At 48.4% G+C, this 18,809-nt stretch carries 14 protein-coding genes; 9 read left to right on the top strand and 5 right to left on the bottom strand.

The window, feature by feature from the left end:
• The first annotated feature begins 138 nt into the window (after positions 1-138).
• Positions 139-5,838 carry an alpha-2-macroglobulin family protein gene (locus tag K2G41_RS02750; RefSeq protein ID WP_300114083.1) on the top strand — a complete coding sequence of 1,900 codons (5,700 nt, stop codon included), beginning with the start codon at positions 139-141 and terminating at the stop codon, positions 5,836-5,838.
• Positions 5,839-6,063: 225 nt separating this feature from the next.
• On the opposite strand, the gene K2G41_RS02745 is transcribed toward K2G41_RS02750, so the two are convergent.
• Positions 6,064-6,423 carry a helix-turn-helix domain-containing protein gene (locus K2G41_RS02745; RefSeq protein WP_300114080.1) on the bottom strand — a complete coding sequence of 120 codons (360 nt, stop codon included), beginning with the start codon at positions 6,421-6,423 and terminating at the stop codon, positions 6,064-6,066.
• Positions 6,424-6,563: 140 nt separating this feature from the next.
• Between K2G41_RS02745 and K2G41_RS02740 the strand changes: the two genes are divergently transcribed.
• Positions 6,564-6,974, top strand: coding sequence for a cupin domain-containing protein (locus K2G41_RS02740; RefSeq protein WP_300114077.1), 411 nt, complete (start codon positions 6,564-6,566; stop codon positions 6,972-6,974).
• A gap of 117 nt (positions 6,975-7,091) precedes the next feature.
• On the opposite strand, the gene serB is transcribed toward K2G41_RS02740, so the two are convergent.
• A complete protein-coding gene (gene serB / locus K2G41_RS02735; RefSeq protein WP_300114074.1) occupies positions 7,092-8,318 on the bottom strand; it encodes a phosphoserine phosphatase SerB in 1,227 nt (408 codons plus the stop codon).
• Positions 8,319-8,485: 167 nt separating this feature from the next.
• Between serB and K2G41_RS02730 the strand changes: the two genes are divergently transcribed.
• The 7 genes from K2G41_RS02730 (at position 8,486) to K2G41_RS02700 (ending at position 15,531) form a co-directional block, all read left to right on the top strand.
• Complete coding sequence (locus K2G41_RS02730; RefSeq protein ID WP_300114071.1) at positions 8,486-8,722, top strand: hypothetical protein; 237 nt, start codon at positions 8,486-8,488, stop codon at positions 8,720-8,722.
• 80 nt (positions 8,723-8,802) lie between these two features.
• The gene (gene menB / locus K2G41_RS02725; protein ID WP_300114068.1) at positions 8,803-9,624 is read left to right on the top strand and encodes a 1,4-dihydroxy-2-naphthoyl-CoA synthase; all 822 of its coding nucleotides are present in this window, start codon (positions 8,803-8,805) and stop codon (positions 9,622-9,624) included.
• 37 nt (positions 9,625-9,661) lie between these two features.
• Complete coding sequence (locus K2G41_RS02720; protein WP_300114065.1) at positions 9,662-10,708, top strand: o-succinylbenzoate synthase; 1,047 nt, start codon at positions 9,662-9,664, stop codon at positions 10,706-10,708.
• Positions 10,699-11,658 carry an AMP-binding protein gene (locus K2G41_RS02715; protein WP_300114062.1) on the top strand — a complete coding sequence of 320 codons (960 nt, stop codon included), beginning with the start codon at positions 10,699-10,701 and terminating at the stop codon, positions 11,656-11,658. Before K2G41_RS02720 ends, K2G41_RS02715 begins: the two co-directional genes overlap by 10 nt.
• Before the next feature lie 176 nt (positions 11,659-11,834).
• Positions 11,835-13,019, top strand: coding sequence for a glycosyltransferase (locus tag K2G41_RS02710; protein ID WP_300114059.1), 1,185 nt, complete (start codon positions 11,835-11,837; stop codon positions 13,017-13,019).
• Entirely contained in the window at positions 13,000-14,103 is a 1,104-nt protein-coding gene (locus K2G41_RS02705) for a lysylphosphatidylglycerol synthase transmembrane domain-containing protein (RefSeq protein WP_300114055.1), read from the top strand. Before K2G41_RS02710 ends, K2G41_RS02705 begins: the two co-directional genes overlap by 20 nt.
• A gap of 36 nt (positions 14,104-14,139) precedes the next feature.
• Positions 14,140-15,531 carry an NfeD family protein gene (locus tag K2G41_RS02700; protein WP_300114052.1) on the top strand — a complete coding sequence of 464 codons (1,392 nt, stop codon included), beginning with the start codon at positions 14,140-14,142 and terminating at the stop codon, positions 15,529-15,531.
• Positions 15,532-15,753: 222 nt separating this feature from the next.
• Here K2G41_RS02700 and K2G41_RS02695 read toward each other — a convergent pair whose 3' ends face one another.
• From K2G41_RS02695 to K2G41_RS02685, 3 genes are all read right to left on the bottom strand, one after another.
• Positions 15,754-17,091: an NADP-specific glutamate dehydrogenase gene (locus K2G41_RS02695; protein WP_300114050.1), complete on the bottom strand. Its 1,338-nt coding sequence runs from the start codon at positions 17,089-17,091 to the stop codon at positions 15,754-15,756.
• 261 nt (positions 17,092-17,352) lie between these two features.
• Positions 17,353-18,003, bottom strand: coding sequence for a carbohydrate-binding family 9-like protein (locus K2G41_RS02690; protein WP_300114047.1), 651 nt, complete (start codon positions 18,001-18,003; stop codon positions 17,353-17,355).
• Between the two features lie 44 nt (positions 18,004-18,047).
• Positions 18,048-18,689 (bottom strand): LysE family transporter, encoded by a 642-nt coding sequence (locus K2G41_RS02685; protein ID WP_300114044.1) that lies wholly within the window; start codon positions 18,687-18,689, stop codon positions 18,048-18,050.
• Between the last annotated feature and the right edge of the window lie 120 nt (positions 18,690-18,809).

Below are 18,809 nucleotides of genomic sequence, written 5' to 3'. Positions count from 1 at the left end.
ATCTCGACACCGTATGTCAAGATAACTATTTAATGTGGCTGCCCTAAAACTTACGGTCAGTCACATTATTCATATAATTTCACACCTTAAATATAGTTTTCACTCATGCGTATCGGTAGAATCCTTATCCTACTGTCTATGTTCATATCCCTACTCTCCAATACTGAAATGAACGCAAGCACTCCTCAACGTCCCGACTTCGCATATCCACAAACTGTAAGTGCTGAAGCGGGAAAGTCACTCAAACAAGCTCTTGCTGCGGCTGACGGGCCGGCTATCCTACGTGCGCTACTCGACTACTATCTCGCGCAGACAAGCATAAGCAATGAAAACGCGCAGCCTGTTCTGAACCGCATAGACAGTATCTGCACTGCTTCTGCCGATCCCTTGCTAAAAGCCATGCTCCTGACCCTGCAGGCCGACATTTACTCAGCCACCTACAACAGTTCACGTTGGAAGTTCGATTCACGCGATCTGCCGCTGACACCCCTACCGGCTGATATCAACGAATGGAGCGGGGCGCAGTTCCGTTCGCGGATCAGTGCGCTTGTCAGCAGTGCCCTCACTTACGGACAGCAATTGAAGGATGCACCGATCAGCACATACGCTTCTGTCATCGATCTTGACGGTAGCCGTGGATCAGGGAAATCATCAACCATAACCCGGCGCATGACCGAGATATATTACCCCACTCTTTATGACTTCGTGGCTGGCCAGTCACTCAATCTTCTTAAATCCAGCGGACGTATCGAATCAGTGCTTCCTTGGGGACTGCTGATACGCCGTGACATCTATCTGACTCTCCCCTTCTCAAAATATGATCCTACGGTGGCACAGATACTTGAAATCTATGCCTCGCTACTTGCATTCCATCCCAAAGGTTCTGCACCATACATCAATACCGACATCGAACGAGTAGATTTTGTAAGTTCACACATCTATACGTCATCTGACGAGGATATGCGTCAACTTCCTGAACGGAAATATTCACTTCTGCAGTCACTCTATGATGAAAATATCCGTTCGGAATATTCCGGCGATGTCCTCATAGCCACACCTGTGACCGAGACGAACCGCAGATGGCTATATTCATCAATCAATCATAACATAAACACATTCCCGGCTTACGCACGCAAAAACGAACTTCTTAATATCCGCCGCAGTCTCGAAGAGCAGGTGGTGACAGTAAGCTATCCTGACGTTGTCGCCCCTAAAACCGAGGTCAAGCTGAACATAAAATCGACAAATGTAAAGAGCGGAAAAATTTACATATATAATGTATCATCTTCTCCGATAACCGAGCGTTCCTACAACTGCACCGGACTCCCGAATAAGGCTCCGGTCGCTGTTCTCCCCTTCTCCGCTCCTGCCGGAAGTGAGATTCCGTTTACGACAGATATCACACTCGATTATTCCTTCCCGGAGGCAGGTAACTATATCGCTATCCCGACGATTGACGGGGTAACTCCTTCTTCACGCAGATGGTATGACAAAATCAATGTCACCCGCTACAGTCTCGCAGCGTCCATGTTTGATAAAAGTACCGCTTGGGCTCTCGACGCACTCACAGGCGCACCTGTCGCAGGTGCAGTCATCAGCCTTGATGATGCACGTCGCAGTTCAAACCGAGCATTGACCCAAATCGGCGTTACCGGCAAGGACGGAAGTCTTGACGTGAAGGCTCAAGGAAATCTCTTTATGACTAAAAACAGTGACAAATTCGCTTCACCGGTATGGATATATTCAGCAAATCAGTCCTCGCGCGAGGATAAATGGCAGAAAGCAGCCTCCGGCTACTCATCTTTACCGATCTATCATCCCGGCGACAGTGTCGATTGGATGGCCGTAGTCTATGAATACAAAGGCAAGGAACACCGCCCGGTAATATCAGAAGAAATTACCGTCGTGCTGCGTGACGCAAGTTATCAGCCCATCGATACACTCAAAATCAAATCCGATGCATTCGGACGAGTCGCAGGTACTTTCTCCATACCCAAAGACTGTCTTACGGGTCGCTTCTGCATTTCAATTGATTCTTATTCCGATCCTGTGAGCTTCATGGTGTCGGATTACAAGCTCCCGACGTTCCGAATCATACTCGATCCGGTTGAAAAGGATTATCCTGCCCAAGGCGATGTCACTCTGCGCGGCCATGTAGAGACTTACGCCGGATTCCCTGTCGGCGATGCACAGCTCACCCTTGATCTTTCAGCCTCTCCGAAAGCACGATGGTGGTGGCAACGCCGTGCGGGAGTTAAGTTTCAGACACTCATAGGCCGGACGGATTCAACAGGAAAGATCGAATTTACTATTCCTAAGGACTTACTGGCTATCTCTCCGATCCCTGATGCTATATTCAGCGCAAGCGTCACAGCCCTTTCACCTGCCGGAGAATCACAGACAGCCTCAACGGTTTTCTCGACGGGTAACCGTTACATAATCCGCACCTCCGTTCCTGAAAATATCGACATAAGCGCACCCACAACAGTCATCAAGGCAAAAGTGGTCAATTATCAGGACTCAACTGTCAACATGCCGGTAGATTTTGCCGTCGTGCGCGATTCTTCCGCTGTTCTCACCGGACGGCTGACCGCATCCACTCCAGAAATTGATCTCTCGTCACTTTCTTCCGGCAAATATGACATCCGTTTCTCACTCTCTGATCCGTCGATGGCGGAAACGGTGAACCAGAGTACAGTGCTCTATCGTCCGACCGATAAAGCGACTCCACTTTCGGGCACACTCCTCTGGTATCCGTCAGACAAAGTCACTCTCGGCCCTGACGGATCGGCAAGATGGCTCTATGCGGTGGATTGTCCGACCAATCTGCTCGTCACTATCCATAACGGCAATAAAATCATATCGCAGAAATGGGTAAGTGCAGCAGGAGGTATGGCGACACTTCCTGTTGCCCTCCCGTCTGATATGGAATCGGCAACAATGCAGATAGCTGTAACCGGCAACTACCGTTCGGCCACTGCCGTCATAAATGTCACAGCTGATAAAGCTGTCAAAGGATTGAAATTCATAACCGAGTCTTTCCGCGACCGTCTCGTTCCCGGAAGCGAGGAGACTTGGACTTTCCGAGTAACCGACATGACCGATCATGGTCAGAGTGCCGCCGTGATACTCGATATGTACAACACGGCTCTTGACGCCCTCGCCACATCCTCATGGTCATTCAATCCCCTCACAGAAGGTCCGCGCTACTATTATTCTTGGAATCAACCTGAAATGAACTCCCGTGTGACTACGTCTGCTTCATATTTCCCCGGAAAGTATCTTTCAACCACTCCCCTCCTCCAACCGGACTTCAATACTTACGGACTCTCGCTTTATCCCAGTAGATTACGCCTAAGGGGTGCACTCATGATGAAAAAATCTGCAGCCAATGGTGCTGTCGCGACCTTTGATGCTGTCAGCGAGCATTCCGAAGAAGTTGTCGTCGAAGAGGTACTTAATACAGTCCAGTTAACGTCGGCCTCTATTGCCGACACCGGAGGGGCAGCCATTAAAGCAGACTACGCAAGTACGGACACTGCTATGGATGAAGAAGCGGCCACCGAAAGCGGTGCTTCCGATGACATGAAATCTATTGAAAATAATTTCGCCTATCGTGACAGGGAAGTCCCGTTGGCATTCTTCCGACCAATGCTTTCCACAGATGCTGATGGCCGTCTGTCATTCACGTTTACCGTCCCGAACGCCAATACTACTTGGGGATTCCGCGCGCTTGCATATACTGATTCCCTAATGTCAACTTCATTTTCATCCGAGATCATAGCAAGCAAACCTGTGATGGTCCAGCCTAATCTTCCACGCTTCTTGCGCGCCGGCGACACCGTCGTCATACCGGCATCCGTGATGAACGGTAGTGACCGTGAGCAGAACGTCGAAACCCGCGTCGAGATTTTCAACGTCGCTGATGGTAAGACTGTGAGCGAATTTGTCCGGACCGATGTTATCACGGCCGGAGGGTCAGCTGTCGTTAGCGTCAATCTCACCGCCCCGACAGATGCTCCTTTTATCGGTTATCGTGTCAAATCATCCACGGACCGTTTTTCGGACGGTGAGCAGACACTGCTTCCCGTACTTCCGGCAGTAAGCCCTGTCATTGACACCTATCCTTTCTATATCGCACCTGAGGAGAAGAATTTCAGCATGGATCTGCCCGCGATTCCGACAGATGCACGCCTAACACTCCAATTCTGCGAAAATCCGACATGGTATGTTGTCACAGCTCTGCCCGGTCTGCTTGACATCGAGGCTTCGACCGCCAACGAGGCAGCCGCCTCTATCTTCTCGGCCGCAATAGCCGACGGCCTCCTGCGAGCCAATCCCATGATCAGTCTCGCCCTAAAGGAATGGAAAGAAAGTGACCGCAGCGACGGCGTGCTCACATCCATGCTCGAACGCAACGAGGATCTCAAACAGATACTCCTTGCATCCACACCTTGGATGCTTGATGCCAAGAATGATAATGAACGCATGAACCGCCTCGCACTTCTGTTTGACAAGGCAATGGTAAATTCGACAATGAAAGCCAACATCGCAACGCTGAAAAAACTTGTCCGCGACAACGGTGGCTGGGCATGGAATTCGTATGGCGAAAAGGCTTCGGTATGGGCTACTGAAAATGTACTCCTGCTTTTCGGTCACTTATATGAACTCGGTTTTCTGCCCGAATCAGCGGATCTTTCCGCTATGATCAACTCTGCCTTAGGATGGATCGACTCTGAAGCAAAGGAAACCTATCGGAAGTATCCTGAATCGGATTTCACTCTTTACGTCTATCTCCGTAGTCGTTTCAACGGCATGTCCGGTGCTCCAGCTCCTGACAAATCCATCATAAATGCCACAACACAACGCATTCTCGCCGGATGGAAAAAGGCATCCGTCTTTGAAAAGGGTATCTATGCCCGGATTCTTTTCAGCAACTCCTATCCTTCCGTTGCAAAAACCATCCTTGCATCCCTACGCGAATACTCGGAATACACTCCGGTCAAAGGTATGTGGTGGCCGTCTCTTGACGATATGACTGTATGGTCAATGGGTAAGATCGGAACAACCGCCATGCTCCTTGAGACCTTCGCCACCATAGAGCCGGGATGTCAGGAGATCGACCGTATCCGCCAGTGGCTCATCCTACAGAAAGAGGCTCAGGACTGGGGTACATCTATGACAACGTCAGCAGCCATCGCCGCCATATTATCGACTTCGCCCAAATGGGTTGAACCCGCTCAAAGCGCACAGGTCTCTGTCGGAGGTAAGAAACTTGAACCGGATAATGTAGAGCGGATGACAGGTTATTTCCGTACACCGCTACAGTTCGACAAGAAACCTAAAGGCGGACTGAAAGTGAGCCGTGTCAGTGACACGCCGGCATGGGGTGCATTATACTGTCTCTACACCGATTCGATGACCTCGGTCAAAGCACATGACTGCCCCGAACTCTCGATCGAGAAACGTCTGTCGGCAAACGGAAAATATACCGATGAACTCACAATCGGTGACAAAGTTACAGTCACACTCACTATCCGTGTGGATCGTGATATAGATTATGTGACTGTTATCGACGAACGCCCGGCATGTTACGAACCGGTGGAACAGCTCCCGACTCCGATTTTTGCAGAAGGGATCTGTTTCTATCGTGAAAACCGCGACTCTTCGACCCGCCTGTTCATTGACCATCTTCCCAAGGGAACTTACATTCTTACTTACGACGTATGGGTCAACAATGCCGGGATCTTCGCTTCCGGCGTCGCCACTGTCCAGAGCCAGTATGCCCCCCAGTTTACCGCCCATACATCGGGAGAGGAATTGAAAATCAAGAATTAGTATAGTATAGACTGAGGCAAAACAGCATAACTAAATTACCGCTTGTAGGGCCTGCGCTTGAGCTAGCCGAGTTCAACGTGATAACAAACTGATTATCACAAATTATGGAATCTCGGTCAGCGCAAGCGTAGGCCCTACAAGCTATCTAATTCTAATGCAGACTTTTCTTTTACCCGCTACTTATCATATTTGAAGATAATAATATAGGCGTGACACTTGTGATGGTCAAGCCTTCATCGCACTAAAATTTTCAATAGCCCATGCAAGTAAATTCTCTATATGAGGTATCAAGCTGCGCCCTAAATCAGTAAGGGAATATTCCACTCTTGGAGGAATCTCCGCAAACAATTCACGCCTTACAAGCTTATCACTTTCAAGATTCTTCAATGTCTCTGTAAGAACTTTCGGCGATATATCCGGCAAAGCCTTAGCAATCGCATTGAAACGGGTTGCTTCATTTTCTGAAAGTATGCACAGCACAAGCATAGCCCATTTTCCGGAAAAACGCGCCACGACATTTCGGACAGGGCAGTTTTCGATATTCGTGTATTTTCGTAAATTTTCTTTTAATTCCAACTTCTTCATATTCAACTATAGTTACCTGAAAGTAAGTGGCTTTCATCATGGTAACGTCTTGTAAAATAAATGGATTATGATTAATTTCGCACTATCAAAATGAAAGCGGATTACTACCGCAAAGTTAATAACAAAATAACCAAGATAAAATGAATTCATTAGAAATTATCAGCTCAGGTGACAAATTCACTCATGCTTCAGTCGGTAGCTTACATTCATTCGAGGGAAAATTATTCGTTAAAGATGCCACAAACGCTACTTCATGCGAAATTTCTTTCGGAAGTCTCCCCTCAGGTGAATCTGTCCCATTTTTTCACAGTCACAAAGAAAATGAAGAAAATTACATCATTTTGTCAGGTAAAGGCCGTTTTCAAGTCAACGACGATGTTTTCGATGTGGCAGAGGGATCTGTAATCCGTGTGGCTACTAACTGTGACCGCAATCTCAAATGCACATCAGAGCTTCCCATGACCTACATCTGTATTCAAGCTAAAGAGGGAAGTCTCGGTAACTACACCATGACTGATGCTGAAATCACTGAGCATGAAAATAAGCTCTAAGATTACTTAGCATTCTCCTGTAAATATGCAAAATAGGATGTGTCCGCCCCTTTTGGGCCTTGACACATCCTATTTTTATTTTTTCAAGATGATAACTTTAATAAAGACGGATAGATGTTATTGAGATATAAACGAATCCTTGAAGCCAAGGAAATAGAGGACTCCGTCAAGTCCGATTGTGGAGATTGACTGTTCGGCAGTCTCCTTCACTTTCGGCTTGGCATGGAAGGCAATTCCGAGACCGGCCGTAGAAAGCATCGGCAGATCGTTAGCCCCGTCGCCGACAGCTATGGTCTGGGCAATGTTCACATTTTCTACCTGAGCGATCAGGCGCAGCAGTTCAGCCTTGCGCCTCCCATCAACAATCTCACCCAAATAACGCCCGGTAAGCTTACCATCCACTATTTCAAGCTCGTTGGCATACACATAGTCAAAGCCATATTTCTGTTTCAGATAATTGCCGAAATAGGTGAAACCACCCGACAGAATAGCAGTTTTATAGCCGACACGTTTGAGCACCTGCATCATGCGGTCGAGACCCTCGGTTATCGGAAGATTCTCGGCAATCTCCTTCATCACACTTTCGTCAAGTCCTTTAAGGAGTGCCACGCGCTCCCTGAAGCTCTCGCAGAAATCAATCTCACCCCTCATGGCACGTTCGGTGATCGCCTTCACCTTGTCACCGACACCAGCCTTCATGGCCAGTTCATCAATCACTTCTGTCTCGATCAGGGTCGAATCCATATCGAAACATATCAGACGGCGGCAACGACGGAAAAGCGTGTCCTCCTGCATTGATATGTCGAACTCCTCTTCCTGCGAGAGATGCATGAAACGTTCCTGCATGGCGGCTACATCTCGCGGGACACCGCGCACTGAAAATTCCACGCATGATTTGGACAGAGGCTGTTCCTCTTCGCCGAGCGGCATTCGGCCTGTCAGACGCTGGATGGAATCGATATTCATACCCTGCGCCGAAATCTCGGCAGTGACGTTGGCAATCTGACGCGCAGTCAGGCGTCGGCCGAGGATAGTGATGATCCAACGGTCCTTACCCTGCATTCCGACCCACTGCTCGTACTCGCTGATACTCACAGGCGAGAACCGGATAGTGACATTAAGTTCCGTAGCCTTGAAGAGAAGTTCCTTCATGATATTTCCCGACACTGCGGCCTCGGTACGTATGAGTATGCCGAGCGACAGCGTGTGGTGAATATCAGCCTGACCGATATCAAGAATGCCTGCATTGTATTTGGCAAGTATTTCCGAGAGAGCAGACGTGACACCCGGATGATCCTGACCTGATATATTGATGAGTATGAGTTCGAGCTGAGATTTTCCCATGAGATGAATAGTTGTGTTTTACTTCTACAATACAGAATCCACTTTTGACAATGTATTTTCAAGACAAAGTTAGCCTATTTAATCGGAAATGGCAATAAAAACTCGCATCGCAGTGAAACTTATAGGTACAAACCCGCGTCTAACAATCCAAAAACAGGATATAAACAATGGTAAGTAACCGCGTAAAAAGAAATATCTGGCTGACACTGTCAATCATGTCGATCGGAACTGTAATCGACCGCAGCATCCGCTATTTTGACGGATCAATCGAATGGCATTCACTGATGGCGAGCGTGATCATATCGGCTTTCTGCTTCAGATTCTACCTATGCTTCCGAAAGGAGGTCAAACGTGGAAATCTATTCGGGAAACCGGAGGCATTCCGAAAATGTAGGAACAAATGAAGCTGTGATAAATTGCTGTTCCATGATTTTTGAGTAATTTTGTAGGTACAAAAATAACCAAACGCACTATACATATCACTATGCAGAGAGAATGGAAACCAATTAAAAAGTATGAGGACATACTTTTCGAGCAATATGGCCGTATAGCCAAAATCACCATCAACCGTCCTCGCGTCTATAACGCATTCCGTCCGCAGACCAACAAGGAGATGCTTGACGCGATGGCTTATTGTCGCGACGCATCGGACATCGGCGTGATCATCCTTACCGGTGCGGGTGACAAAGCATTCTGTTCAGGAGGCGACCAGAACGTCAAAGGTATCGGCGGATATATCGACGATCAGGGCGTTCCCCGTCTCAATGTCCTTGATCTCCACAAGGCCATCCGCTCCATTCCAAAACCCGTCATCGCTATGGTCAACGGCTATGCTATCGGAGGCGGAAATGTGCTCAATGTCGTCTGTGACCTCTCGATCGCGTCTGACAATGCACGTTTCGGTCAGACTGGTCCGAAAGTCGGAAGTTTCGACGCCGGTTTCGGTTCGAGCTACCTCGCACGCTGCGTTGGTCAGAAAAAAGCTCGTGAGATCTGGTTTCTCTGCCGCCAATACACAGCCGAGGAAGCCGAGCGCATGGGCATGATCAACAAGGTCGTTCCTTTTGACAGACTGGAAGATGAGACAGTGGAATGGTGCGAGACCATCCTCAGCCGATCACCGATGGCCATACGCATGATCAAACGTGCTCTCAACGCCGAGCTTGACGGTCAACGCGGTCTGATGGAATTTGCCGGTGACGCTACCCTGATGTACTACCTCATGGCTGAAGCTCAAGAGGGAAAGAACGCTTTCCTTGAAAAACGTGATCCCGATTTCGATCAGTTCCCCAAATTCCCCGGTTGATCATAACAGTCCAATCTCAAAACCACTACGCGACACATTGAAAGCTTACTGGTGCAAATACACTCTTGATTTCCGTTTCACAGCCATAACGTCGCGCGAGCGTATGGACCGGAAACCGACATATTTCATAAAGCTCTGCAACTCCGCTGACGAAGAAGTTTTCGGAATCGGGGAAGCAGGGCTTTTCCGTGGACTCAGTTCCGATGACCGTCCGGACTATGAGATGAAGCTCTCGGAGGTCTGTCGTGATATAGACCGCTATATCGAAAATCCATCATTGCTTGCCGACTGGCCCTCAATCCGTTTCGCTGTCGAGACGGCATCACTGGATCTCGCAAACGGAGGCCGCCGCATCATCTTCCCCTCAGAATGGACGGATGGTGAAGGCTCGATTACCATAAACGGCCTTGTATGGATGGGTGACCGCGAACTTATGCGCCGACGGATCGCTGAAAAGCTTAACGAAGGTTTTTCATGCGTGAAAATCAAGATCGGAGGTATCGATTTCGAGCAGGAACTAAGCTTGTTGGAATTTATACGACACGAAGCCCCCGACATAGAACTACGACTTGATGCAAACGGGGCTTTTTCACCCGCTGAAGCAATCGGCAAACTCCAACGTCTTGCTAATTTCAACATCCACTCCATAGAGCAGCCCATAAAGGCCGGTCAATGGAATGAAATGAAGCGTATATGTCAGGAGTCGCCGATACCCATCGCTCTTGACGAAGAACTGATCGGTATCAACCGACGGATTGATAAGGATAATCTTCTCGACACCATCCGTCCGGCCTATATCATCCTGAAACCAACCCTGACAGGAGGTATAGCTGCATCGGAGGAATGGATACGACTTGCGTCAGAAAGAGATTGCGGATGGTGGGTCACTTCAGCACTTGAATCCAATATAGGCCTCAATGCGATAGCCCAATGGGTAGCGACTTTGAACCCACAACTCCCGCAGGGACTTGGAACAGGTCAACTCTATCATAACAATATACCATCACCACTCACCATACGTGGCGAACATCTTGCCTACGCAATGGATCGGCAGTGGGAATTACCGTCATTCGAATGGCACTGATACTCACACCGGAAGCCGAGACATTTCTAAACGAGTGGAACAATCCTCTTCCCTACGTTACTGCCCATACATCCGGCTCGACAGGCTCACCGAAGGAAATCAGACTCCTGAAAAGCGACATGCGCGCATCTGCACGTGCTACCATAAAGTTTTTCGGACTCAACCGGTCATCGTTGCTATACCTCCCCTTGTCAGCCGGATATATCGCAGGTAAGATGCAGATAGTCCGTGCGCTTGAAGCCGGGTGCAACCTGTCGGTCGAACCACCGTCAAATCATCCCGTGCTTAATATTGGCGACAACAATGCAGAGATATCGCTACTGCCTATCGTCCCCTCTCAGATCGACGGTGTTCTCGCATCAGGCATGACACATCGGATAAAATCCATGATAATCGGTGGAGCTCCCCTCTCGCCCGAAGCCGAACGACGGGTGATCGACTCAGGTATTCCTGCATTTGCCACTTACGGCATGACAGAGACATGCAGTCATGTGGCACTCCGTCGGCTCGGCGACGACCGGTTCGAAGCATTACCGGGTTTCTCATTTTCGCTTGACGAACGCGGATGCCTTTCAATCAGCAGCCACACACTGTCATTCGGTTCGCTGATCACCAATGACATGGTTGAGCTTACCACCGACAAACTTTTTCGTTGGCTCGGACGTTACGACAACGTGATCAATTCCGGAGGCATAAAAATCTTTCCCGAAGAGATTGAGAAACAGATCGCAAAGCTTATCGGTCCTGAGATCCGATTTTATATCACGTCGAGACACTCGGATCAATGGGGCGAAGAAGCCGTACTTGTGACCGATTGCCCGAAACTCCCGTCAGGACTCCTGAACCGGATAAGGGAAACAGTCGGATCTCGCACTGCTCCTAAGGCAACAATCATTGTACCGGAAATCAGACTCACTGAATCACAAAAGATTATACGGAGAAAATTTTAGAGGACGTTTAATAACAACTGTTAAAACCGGAGTCCATTCTATTGAGATGATTTTTGGTTTGAGTTGAAGAACACCTTTTTAACCTGATTTTCGACCTAAACACTTACTGCAAGTGTTATAAAAAAGTACTATATTTGTATTCGCGCCATACAAATCCTCATGACAACTGATTATTTATGAAATCGGACTCTGACAAAAAGATGTATTACGGATTGTTTAACGACAGCTTCCCTCCTGTCCTTGACGGTGTGACACTCACCGTCGAAAACTACTGCAAATGGCTGCAAGCGACGGGGCGTGATGTCTGTGTCGTCACTCCTTGGGCACCACGCTTCACGGGGATTGACGGACTTAAACTTTACCGTTACTTCTCTCTCCCGATTTATAACCGTCACCCCTATCGCTACGGCTATCCGCGTCTGGATCCTCTGATCTGGCGAAGGATGCGCAACACATCCTTCCGTATCGTCCATGCCCACTGCCCTTTTTCGTCAGGAAGACTCGCAGCGTATGCCGCACACAAGCAGAATATACCTCTCGTCGCAACATTCCATTCAAAATACCGAACGGACCTCGAACGTTCGCTGCCCGGACCTATGGTGACGTATCAGATGAACCGTCTCCGCGAATTTTATAACTCGGCAACCGAAGTGTGGATTCCTCAGGCAGCAGTTGAGGAGACCCTCCGCGAGTATGGCTACAAGGGAAAAGTCGTGGTTGTGGAAAACGGTAACGATTTCTGCGACGGGATAACAGATATGGACACCTATAAACAAGAATCGCGCCGGATCATCGGACTCGCTGATGATGAGATCGGACTGCTCTTCGTAGGGCAGCATATTCTTGAGAAAGGTATCGACGTAATCATCAACGCTTTGGCCAAACTCAATGGCATCAACTTCAAGATGAATTTCATCGGGACAGGTTATGCCCTTGACGACATGAAAACTCTCGTCGGGAAGCTCGGACTGGAAAGCCGTGTGAAATTCCACGGAGTCCTTCAAGAACGCGAGGAATTGCGACGTTACTATGCAGGATCAGATCTGTTTCTCTTTCCTTCGTTCTATGACAATGCACCTCTCGTCGTGCGCGAAGCAGCCGCGATGCAGACACCCTCAGTGCTGCTCGAAGGCTCGACAGCTGCGGAACTGATGCGCGACGGTGAAAACGGTTTCCTTACGAACCGTACACCCGATGACTACGCGCAGGTCATCACCCGAATTGCCTCCGACCATGATCTGCGTATCAAGGCCGGACAAGGCGCACGCCAAACACTCGCGCGGCCTTGGCAGAATGTCATGGATGAAGTCATTCAACGTTACGATGAAATAATTGCCCGCCATGAGTACTCAAAAAAATAAGCAACCTCAATCCGAACGTCGTCAGGTCCTGAATCTGGCATGGAAAATATTCTTGCCGATAGCCATCGGACTCGCAGTGGTGGCATGGCTCTTCAAACGTGAATTCAATCCTGCAGTATGGGCTTCCATTCATTTCGACTGGAAAGTGATCGGCTGCATCATTTTGGCATGGGTGTTCATGCTCGGACGTGATTTCGGCCTCTCATGGAGATTCCGCGCACTCACTGACCGACAGCTAACATGGATGCAGGCTTGGAAAGTGGATATGCTCTGTGAGTTCACATCATGCGTCACACCGTCGGCCGTAGGCGGAAGCGCACTCGGAATGGTCTATCTCAACCGTGAGGGTATAGAGCTTGGAAGAGCCACCACTCTCATGATGACCACACTTTTCCTTGATGAACTTTTCTTTGTGGTCTCATTGCCGATTGTAATGCTGGTTGTCCCCTATCACGAACTGTTTGATTTCGGTCACGGAGGTTTCACTGTCGGACTGCAATCAGTCTTTTGGCTCGTCTATGCCATCATCTTCATCTGGACAACCATTCTTTTTCTCGGAATCATAGTCAGACCGCATGCCATCCACCGTTTTCTCAACTGGCTCTTTCATTTCCGCTTCCTCAACAAGTGGGCCGCTCAGATCGACACTCTCGGCACCAACATGGAACAGACCGGAAAAGAATTGCGTCAACGCCCCTTCAAATGGTGGCTTGAGACGTTCGGTGGAACCGCTCTCTCATGGTCATCGCGCTATCTCGTAGTAAATGCCCTCTTCCTCGGTTTCGCTCCCATGGCCAACCAGCTCGTAGTCTTTGCGCGTCAGTTCGTCGTGTGGATCTGTCTTATGATCAGTCCCACTCCCGGAAGTGCAGGAATCAGCGAATGGCTTTTCACCACCTATTATGGAGACCTGATCAACTCTGCCGGCATGGCCTTGGTTATAGCCCTTTTCTGGCGCATCATCAGCTACTATGTCTATCTCATCGTAGGTGCATGCATCGTGCCCGGATGGATACAGCAGGGCTTTCGCAAGAAGCAGCAGGATAACTCCGGAAATCCGCCTTCCTCCACCGCATCAAAGTAATTTTTCAATATTCACAACTATAATTCTTTCCGGCCAATGTCATCACACAGATTCATCCTTTCGCTCCTCCTTGTCGGAATTTTGAGTGTCCTCACCTGTCATGCCTCCACAGGTTCAGGCGATGTCTATATGCTGCGTCTCGACGATGAGATAGGATCAAGCACATGGCGTTACACCCAGCAGGCTCTCAATGAAGCGCGCCAACGCGACAGCGAACTTGTGATCGTCCATCTCAACACTTACGGAGGCTCGGTAGTACATGCCGATTCCATCCGTACCGCCATAATGAACTATCCCGGTCCGATTGTGGCTTTTGTCGATAACAATGCAGCTTCGGCCGGTGCGCTCATCGCTCTCGCCTGTGATTCAGTGTATATGCGGCGCGGTGCATCAATGGGTGCGGTCACAGTCGTAAACGGCACAGACGGACAGGCCATGCCTGACAAATATCAGTCATATATGCGCGCAATGATGCGCTCCACGGCTGAGAATCACGGTAAGTACATTGATTCAACCGGCCATGAACGCTGGCGGCGCGATCCACTGATAGCCGAAGCTATGGTTGACAGCCGTGTGGAAGTTCCGGGACTGATTGACTCGACACGTGTGCTGACATTCACCGCCGATGAGGCAGTCAAATGGCACTACGCAGATGCGAAGGCAGAGTCAGTCCATGACGTGCTTAAAGACCTCGGTTATGGAGAGAATGAATATCAGATCACGGAATATCAGCCCGACTGGCTTGACCATCTCATAGGATTCTTCACTAATCCGGCTATTCAGGCGATACTTATAATGATAATAATCGGAGGAATCTACATGGAGCTTCACTCACCCGGCATGGGCTTCCCATCTGCAGCGGCCATTATTGCAGCCGTACTTTATTTTCTTCCACTCTATATCACCGGTATCGCCAGCTCGTGGATCATACTGCTGTTTGTCCTCGGAGTCATGCTGATCATACTTGAGATATTCGTGGTCCCCGGCTTCGGAATCACGGGTATAGCCGGAATATCATGCGTATGTGCGGCCGTCATACTTGGGCTTATCGAACATTACACCTTCTCCCTTTCCCACCTCAATGCGGATGCTATATGGAGTTCGATGGTTATATTCGTGGCAGGATTGCTCCTCGCTGTCATAGCCGTATGGTATCTCACTTCATCCTACGGGCCGAAATGGGTACGCCGACACACGGAACTCCTCCTCACCCAGCAAGTCAAGGACGGCTACATAGGAGTAGATATGTCACCCGTAAATTACATTGGTCTTGACGGATCGGCAGTAACCGATATGCGACCTGCCGGTAAAGTCGAGATCAACGGCGAGATTCTTGATGCAGTGGCAACCCAAGGTTTCATCCATGCCGGTGCACGTGTGAAAATAACAAAGTATGAAAACGCTCAGATCTATGTGAGGGAACTATAATCCTACTTCCAACAATTATAGGATTTTCACAACACATACTGTAGAAAAATATTATCGGAATCTCTCAATATTAAAATCAACTCGGAATTTATTGATCTTGACACAGTATCAAAGCAATCCCCTGCACGGCTTCACAGCCAAGCAGGGGATTTTTGCTTAAAAGCTTAGAGCTTTAAAATAATATTATAATGTATAGCTGAAAAGAGTAAATTCCTGAATGGTTTAGAGGATACCCTGTGCCATCATCGCACGGGCTACCTTCATGAAACCAGCAACGTTCGCGCCGCGAACATAGTTGATGTAACCGTCCTCTTCAGTTCCGTATTTAACGCACTGCTTGTGGATCTCGGCCATAATCTCCTTGAGCTTCTTGTCAACTTCCTCAGAGGTCCAAGAAAGTTTCTGTGAGTTCTGTGCCATTTCAAGACCTGAAACAGAAACACCACCTGCGTTTGCAGCCTTACCGGGAGCATAGAGAATACGGGCTTTCTGGAATTCGCGGATAGCTTCGGGAGTAGAAGGCATGTTCGCACCCTCGCTGACTGCGATACAACCGTTGGCGATAAGAGCACGTGCGTCATCACCGTCGATCTCATTCTGAGTAGCAGAAGGCATGGCGATGTCACATGCGACATGATGCCAAGGACGCTCACCCTCGAAATACTGACATTCATATTCCTCAGCAAATTCGCGGATACGGCCACGATAGATATTCTTGAGCTTGAAAATATAATCGAGCTGTTCGCGGGTAATACCGTCGGGGACATAGATTGAACCGTCGCTATCGCTCATAGATACGACTTTCGCACCAAGTGAGAGAAGCTTCTCGGCAGTGTAAGTCGCAACGTTACCTGAACCTGAAATAGCCACGCGCTTATCCTTGATGTCAATACCACGGGTCTTTAGCATTTCGAGAAGGAAATATACGTTGCCGTAGCCAGTGGCTTCGGGACGGATAAGCGAACCGCCGAACTCGATACCCTTACCGGTGAATGTACCTGTAAACTCACGGGCCATTTTCTTATACTCACCGAACATGTAGCCGACTTCACGACCGCCTACACCTATATCACCTGCGGGGACGTCAGTGTCAGGACCGATCTGACGCCAGAGTTCCTGAATGAAAGCCTGACAGAAACGCATTACTTCCATGTCGCTCTTTCCACGGGGAGAGAAGTCGCTACCACCCTTGGCACCACCCATTGCGAGTGTAGTGAGTGAGTTTTTGAATGTCTGTTCGAAAGCAAGGAACTTGAGAATCGAGAGATTTACAGATGAGTGGAAACGGATACCACCCTTGTACGGGCCGATGGCATTGTTGTGCTGCACACGATAGCCCATGTTATTGTGAACCTTACCCTTGTCATCTACCCACGACACGCGGAAAGCGAAAATTCTGTCGGGAATACAGAGACGCTCGATAAGGTTGTAGCGTTCAAATTCGGGATTTTCATTATAGACATCTTCAATTGAGGTGAGAACCTCCTCCACTGCCTGAATATATTCCGGCTCATTGGGGAAACGACGTTTCAGTTCGTCGATTACTGCTACTGCATTCATACCTTTGGAAATTGGGAAAATATGTTGTTTTTATACTATGAATTAAAAGTTACAAACTGCCCCAATAAGCGACAGATTGACAGAAAATCACATGTTTTCACTACAAAGGTATAGTTTTTAAATGAATCTGCAAAATTTTTGCTACATTTCAGCAGATATTTTGTAAAAAAAGTCAGTTTTCAGGTATCATTCGCTCATTTTTTCCAGCAACGGGCCACCGCCACTGCCCGCAGGACTGCCCCCCGACTTCTGAATAAAGATTCATTCAAGTATGATCCGGCCAAATGATTCGGGCCGATTGAAATCCGGATGTGACGACACCACAGGTGACCAGCTGAGGAAATGAGGCAGCGATGTTCCAGACGCACACTTAAAGAAGTTACCCTCAAGCTCCACAGGCTCTCCGTCATACTTCACTCCTAACAGATCGAGAGGAATGGCCACAAGAAGATCCCATGTGAAGAGACCCTCGATCTCACGGAAAGGACGCTTGCCGCATGAAGGAAGCACGGAGATCTTCGAGATTTCCTCATCATTCATCTGAACGGACTGATCACCGGAAACACGTCGTGACGCATTCACGGTACCTATACAATTGAATTCAAAACAAAAATATTCATCCTCGCCACGACGCTTGACATAAAACATCACGCACGAATCCTCACAGACCGGCGAGTTATTCTCGAAATTCATCGCACGGAGAAAATTACATCTCACAAAAAAATTGACATAGATATATTTTGCCGAATGTGCGATAGTAAACGTGGTCAGCGGATGATAAGGATATTCCTCCTTCCAGTTAAGTTCATCTATATTATGACGCATACCGGATGACTCAAGACGATTGAAAACGGCATCCGTATTGAGAAAATCGAGATCAGCGATCAGAGGGACAGTAAGAAAGTTTGACATAACCGGAAAACTAAGGATTTATTAGAAGAGAAGTAAGATAAATTTCAGAAGAGCAGATCATTGAGTCCCGTGATAAACCCTACCGCTCCCATGACGAGTATGATACCTGCAAGAATGCGGTTGAGCAGCCACATGGATCTGATGTTGAAATGACGGCGCACCTTATTCACAAAATAAGTCACCCCGAACCACCAGAGTATAGCTCCAATGAATATGGACAGGTAACCGGCCACATAATGATAAGCCATAAATTCCGGTGCAAGGAAATTGAAGCGGGCAAAGAGACCTATGATGAAGAAAAGGATGAGAGGATTCGAGAATGTGAACAGAAATCCGGTGCCGAAATCTTTCCAGTAACTGTTGTGATGCATGGCAACCGGCTGCAACACCCTCGAAGGATTGGATATGAACAGATAGGCGGCATAAACCATCAGCACCACTGATCCTATGACCTGAAGAATGCTTTGATGAGACTGTATGAAATCCGTCACGAACGACAATCCAAGCCCGGTAAGCAGACAGTAGATCAAGTCACTCAGTGCTGCTCCGACTCCCGTGGCGAAAGCAGGCCAGCGTCCTCGGTTAAGTGTGCGCTGGATACACAACATCCCTATCGGCCCCATAGGAGCCGATACAAGAATGCCTATCAAAAGGCCACGGTACATTATGACAGGTATGTGTATCATAATATCGCAAGGAGGCTTATCACACTTTGCAAATTTACAAAAACCCTCCGAGGTCACAAAATTTATGATGCTGTGTCAGGACACATCGTCATTTTTTATTAAATCTGCGTTCCCCCTGCT

Source organism: Duncaniella sp. (assembly GCF_029056165.1).
In the GTDB taxonomy this organism is placed as follows: Bacteria; Bacteroidota; Bacteroidia; order Bacteroidales; family Muribaculaceae; genus Duncaniella.
This window is presented reverse-complemented; position numbering and strand designations above follow the sequence as displayed.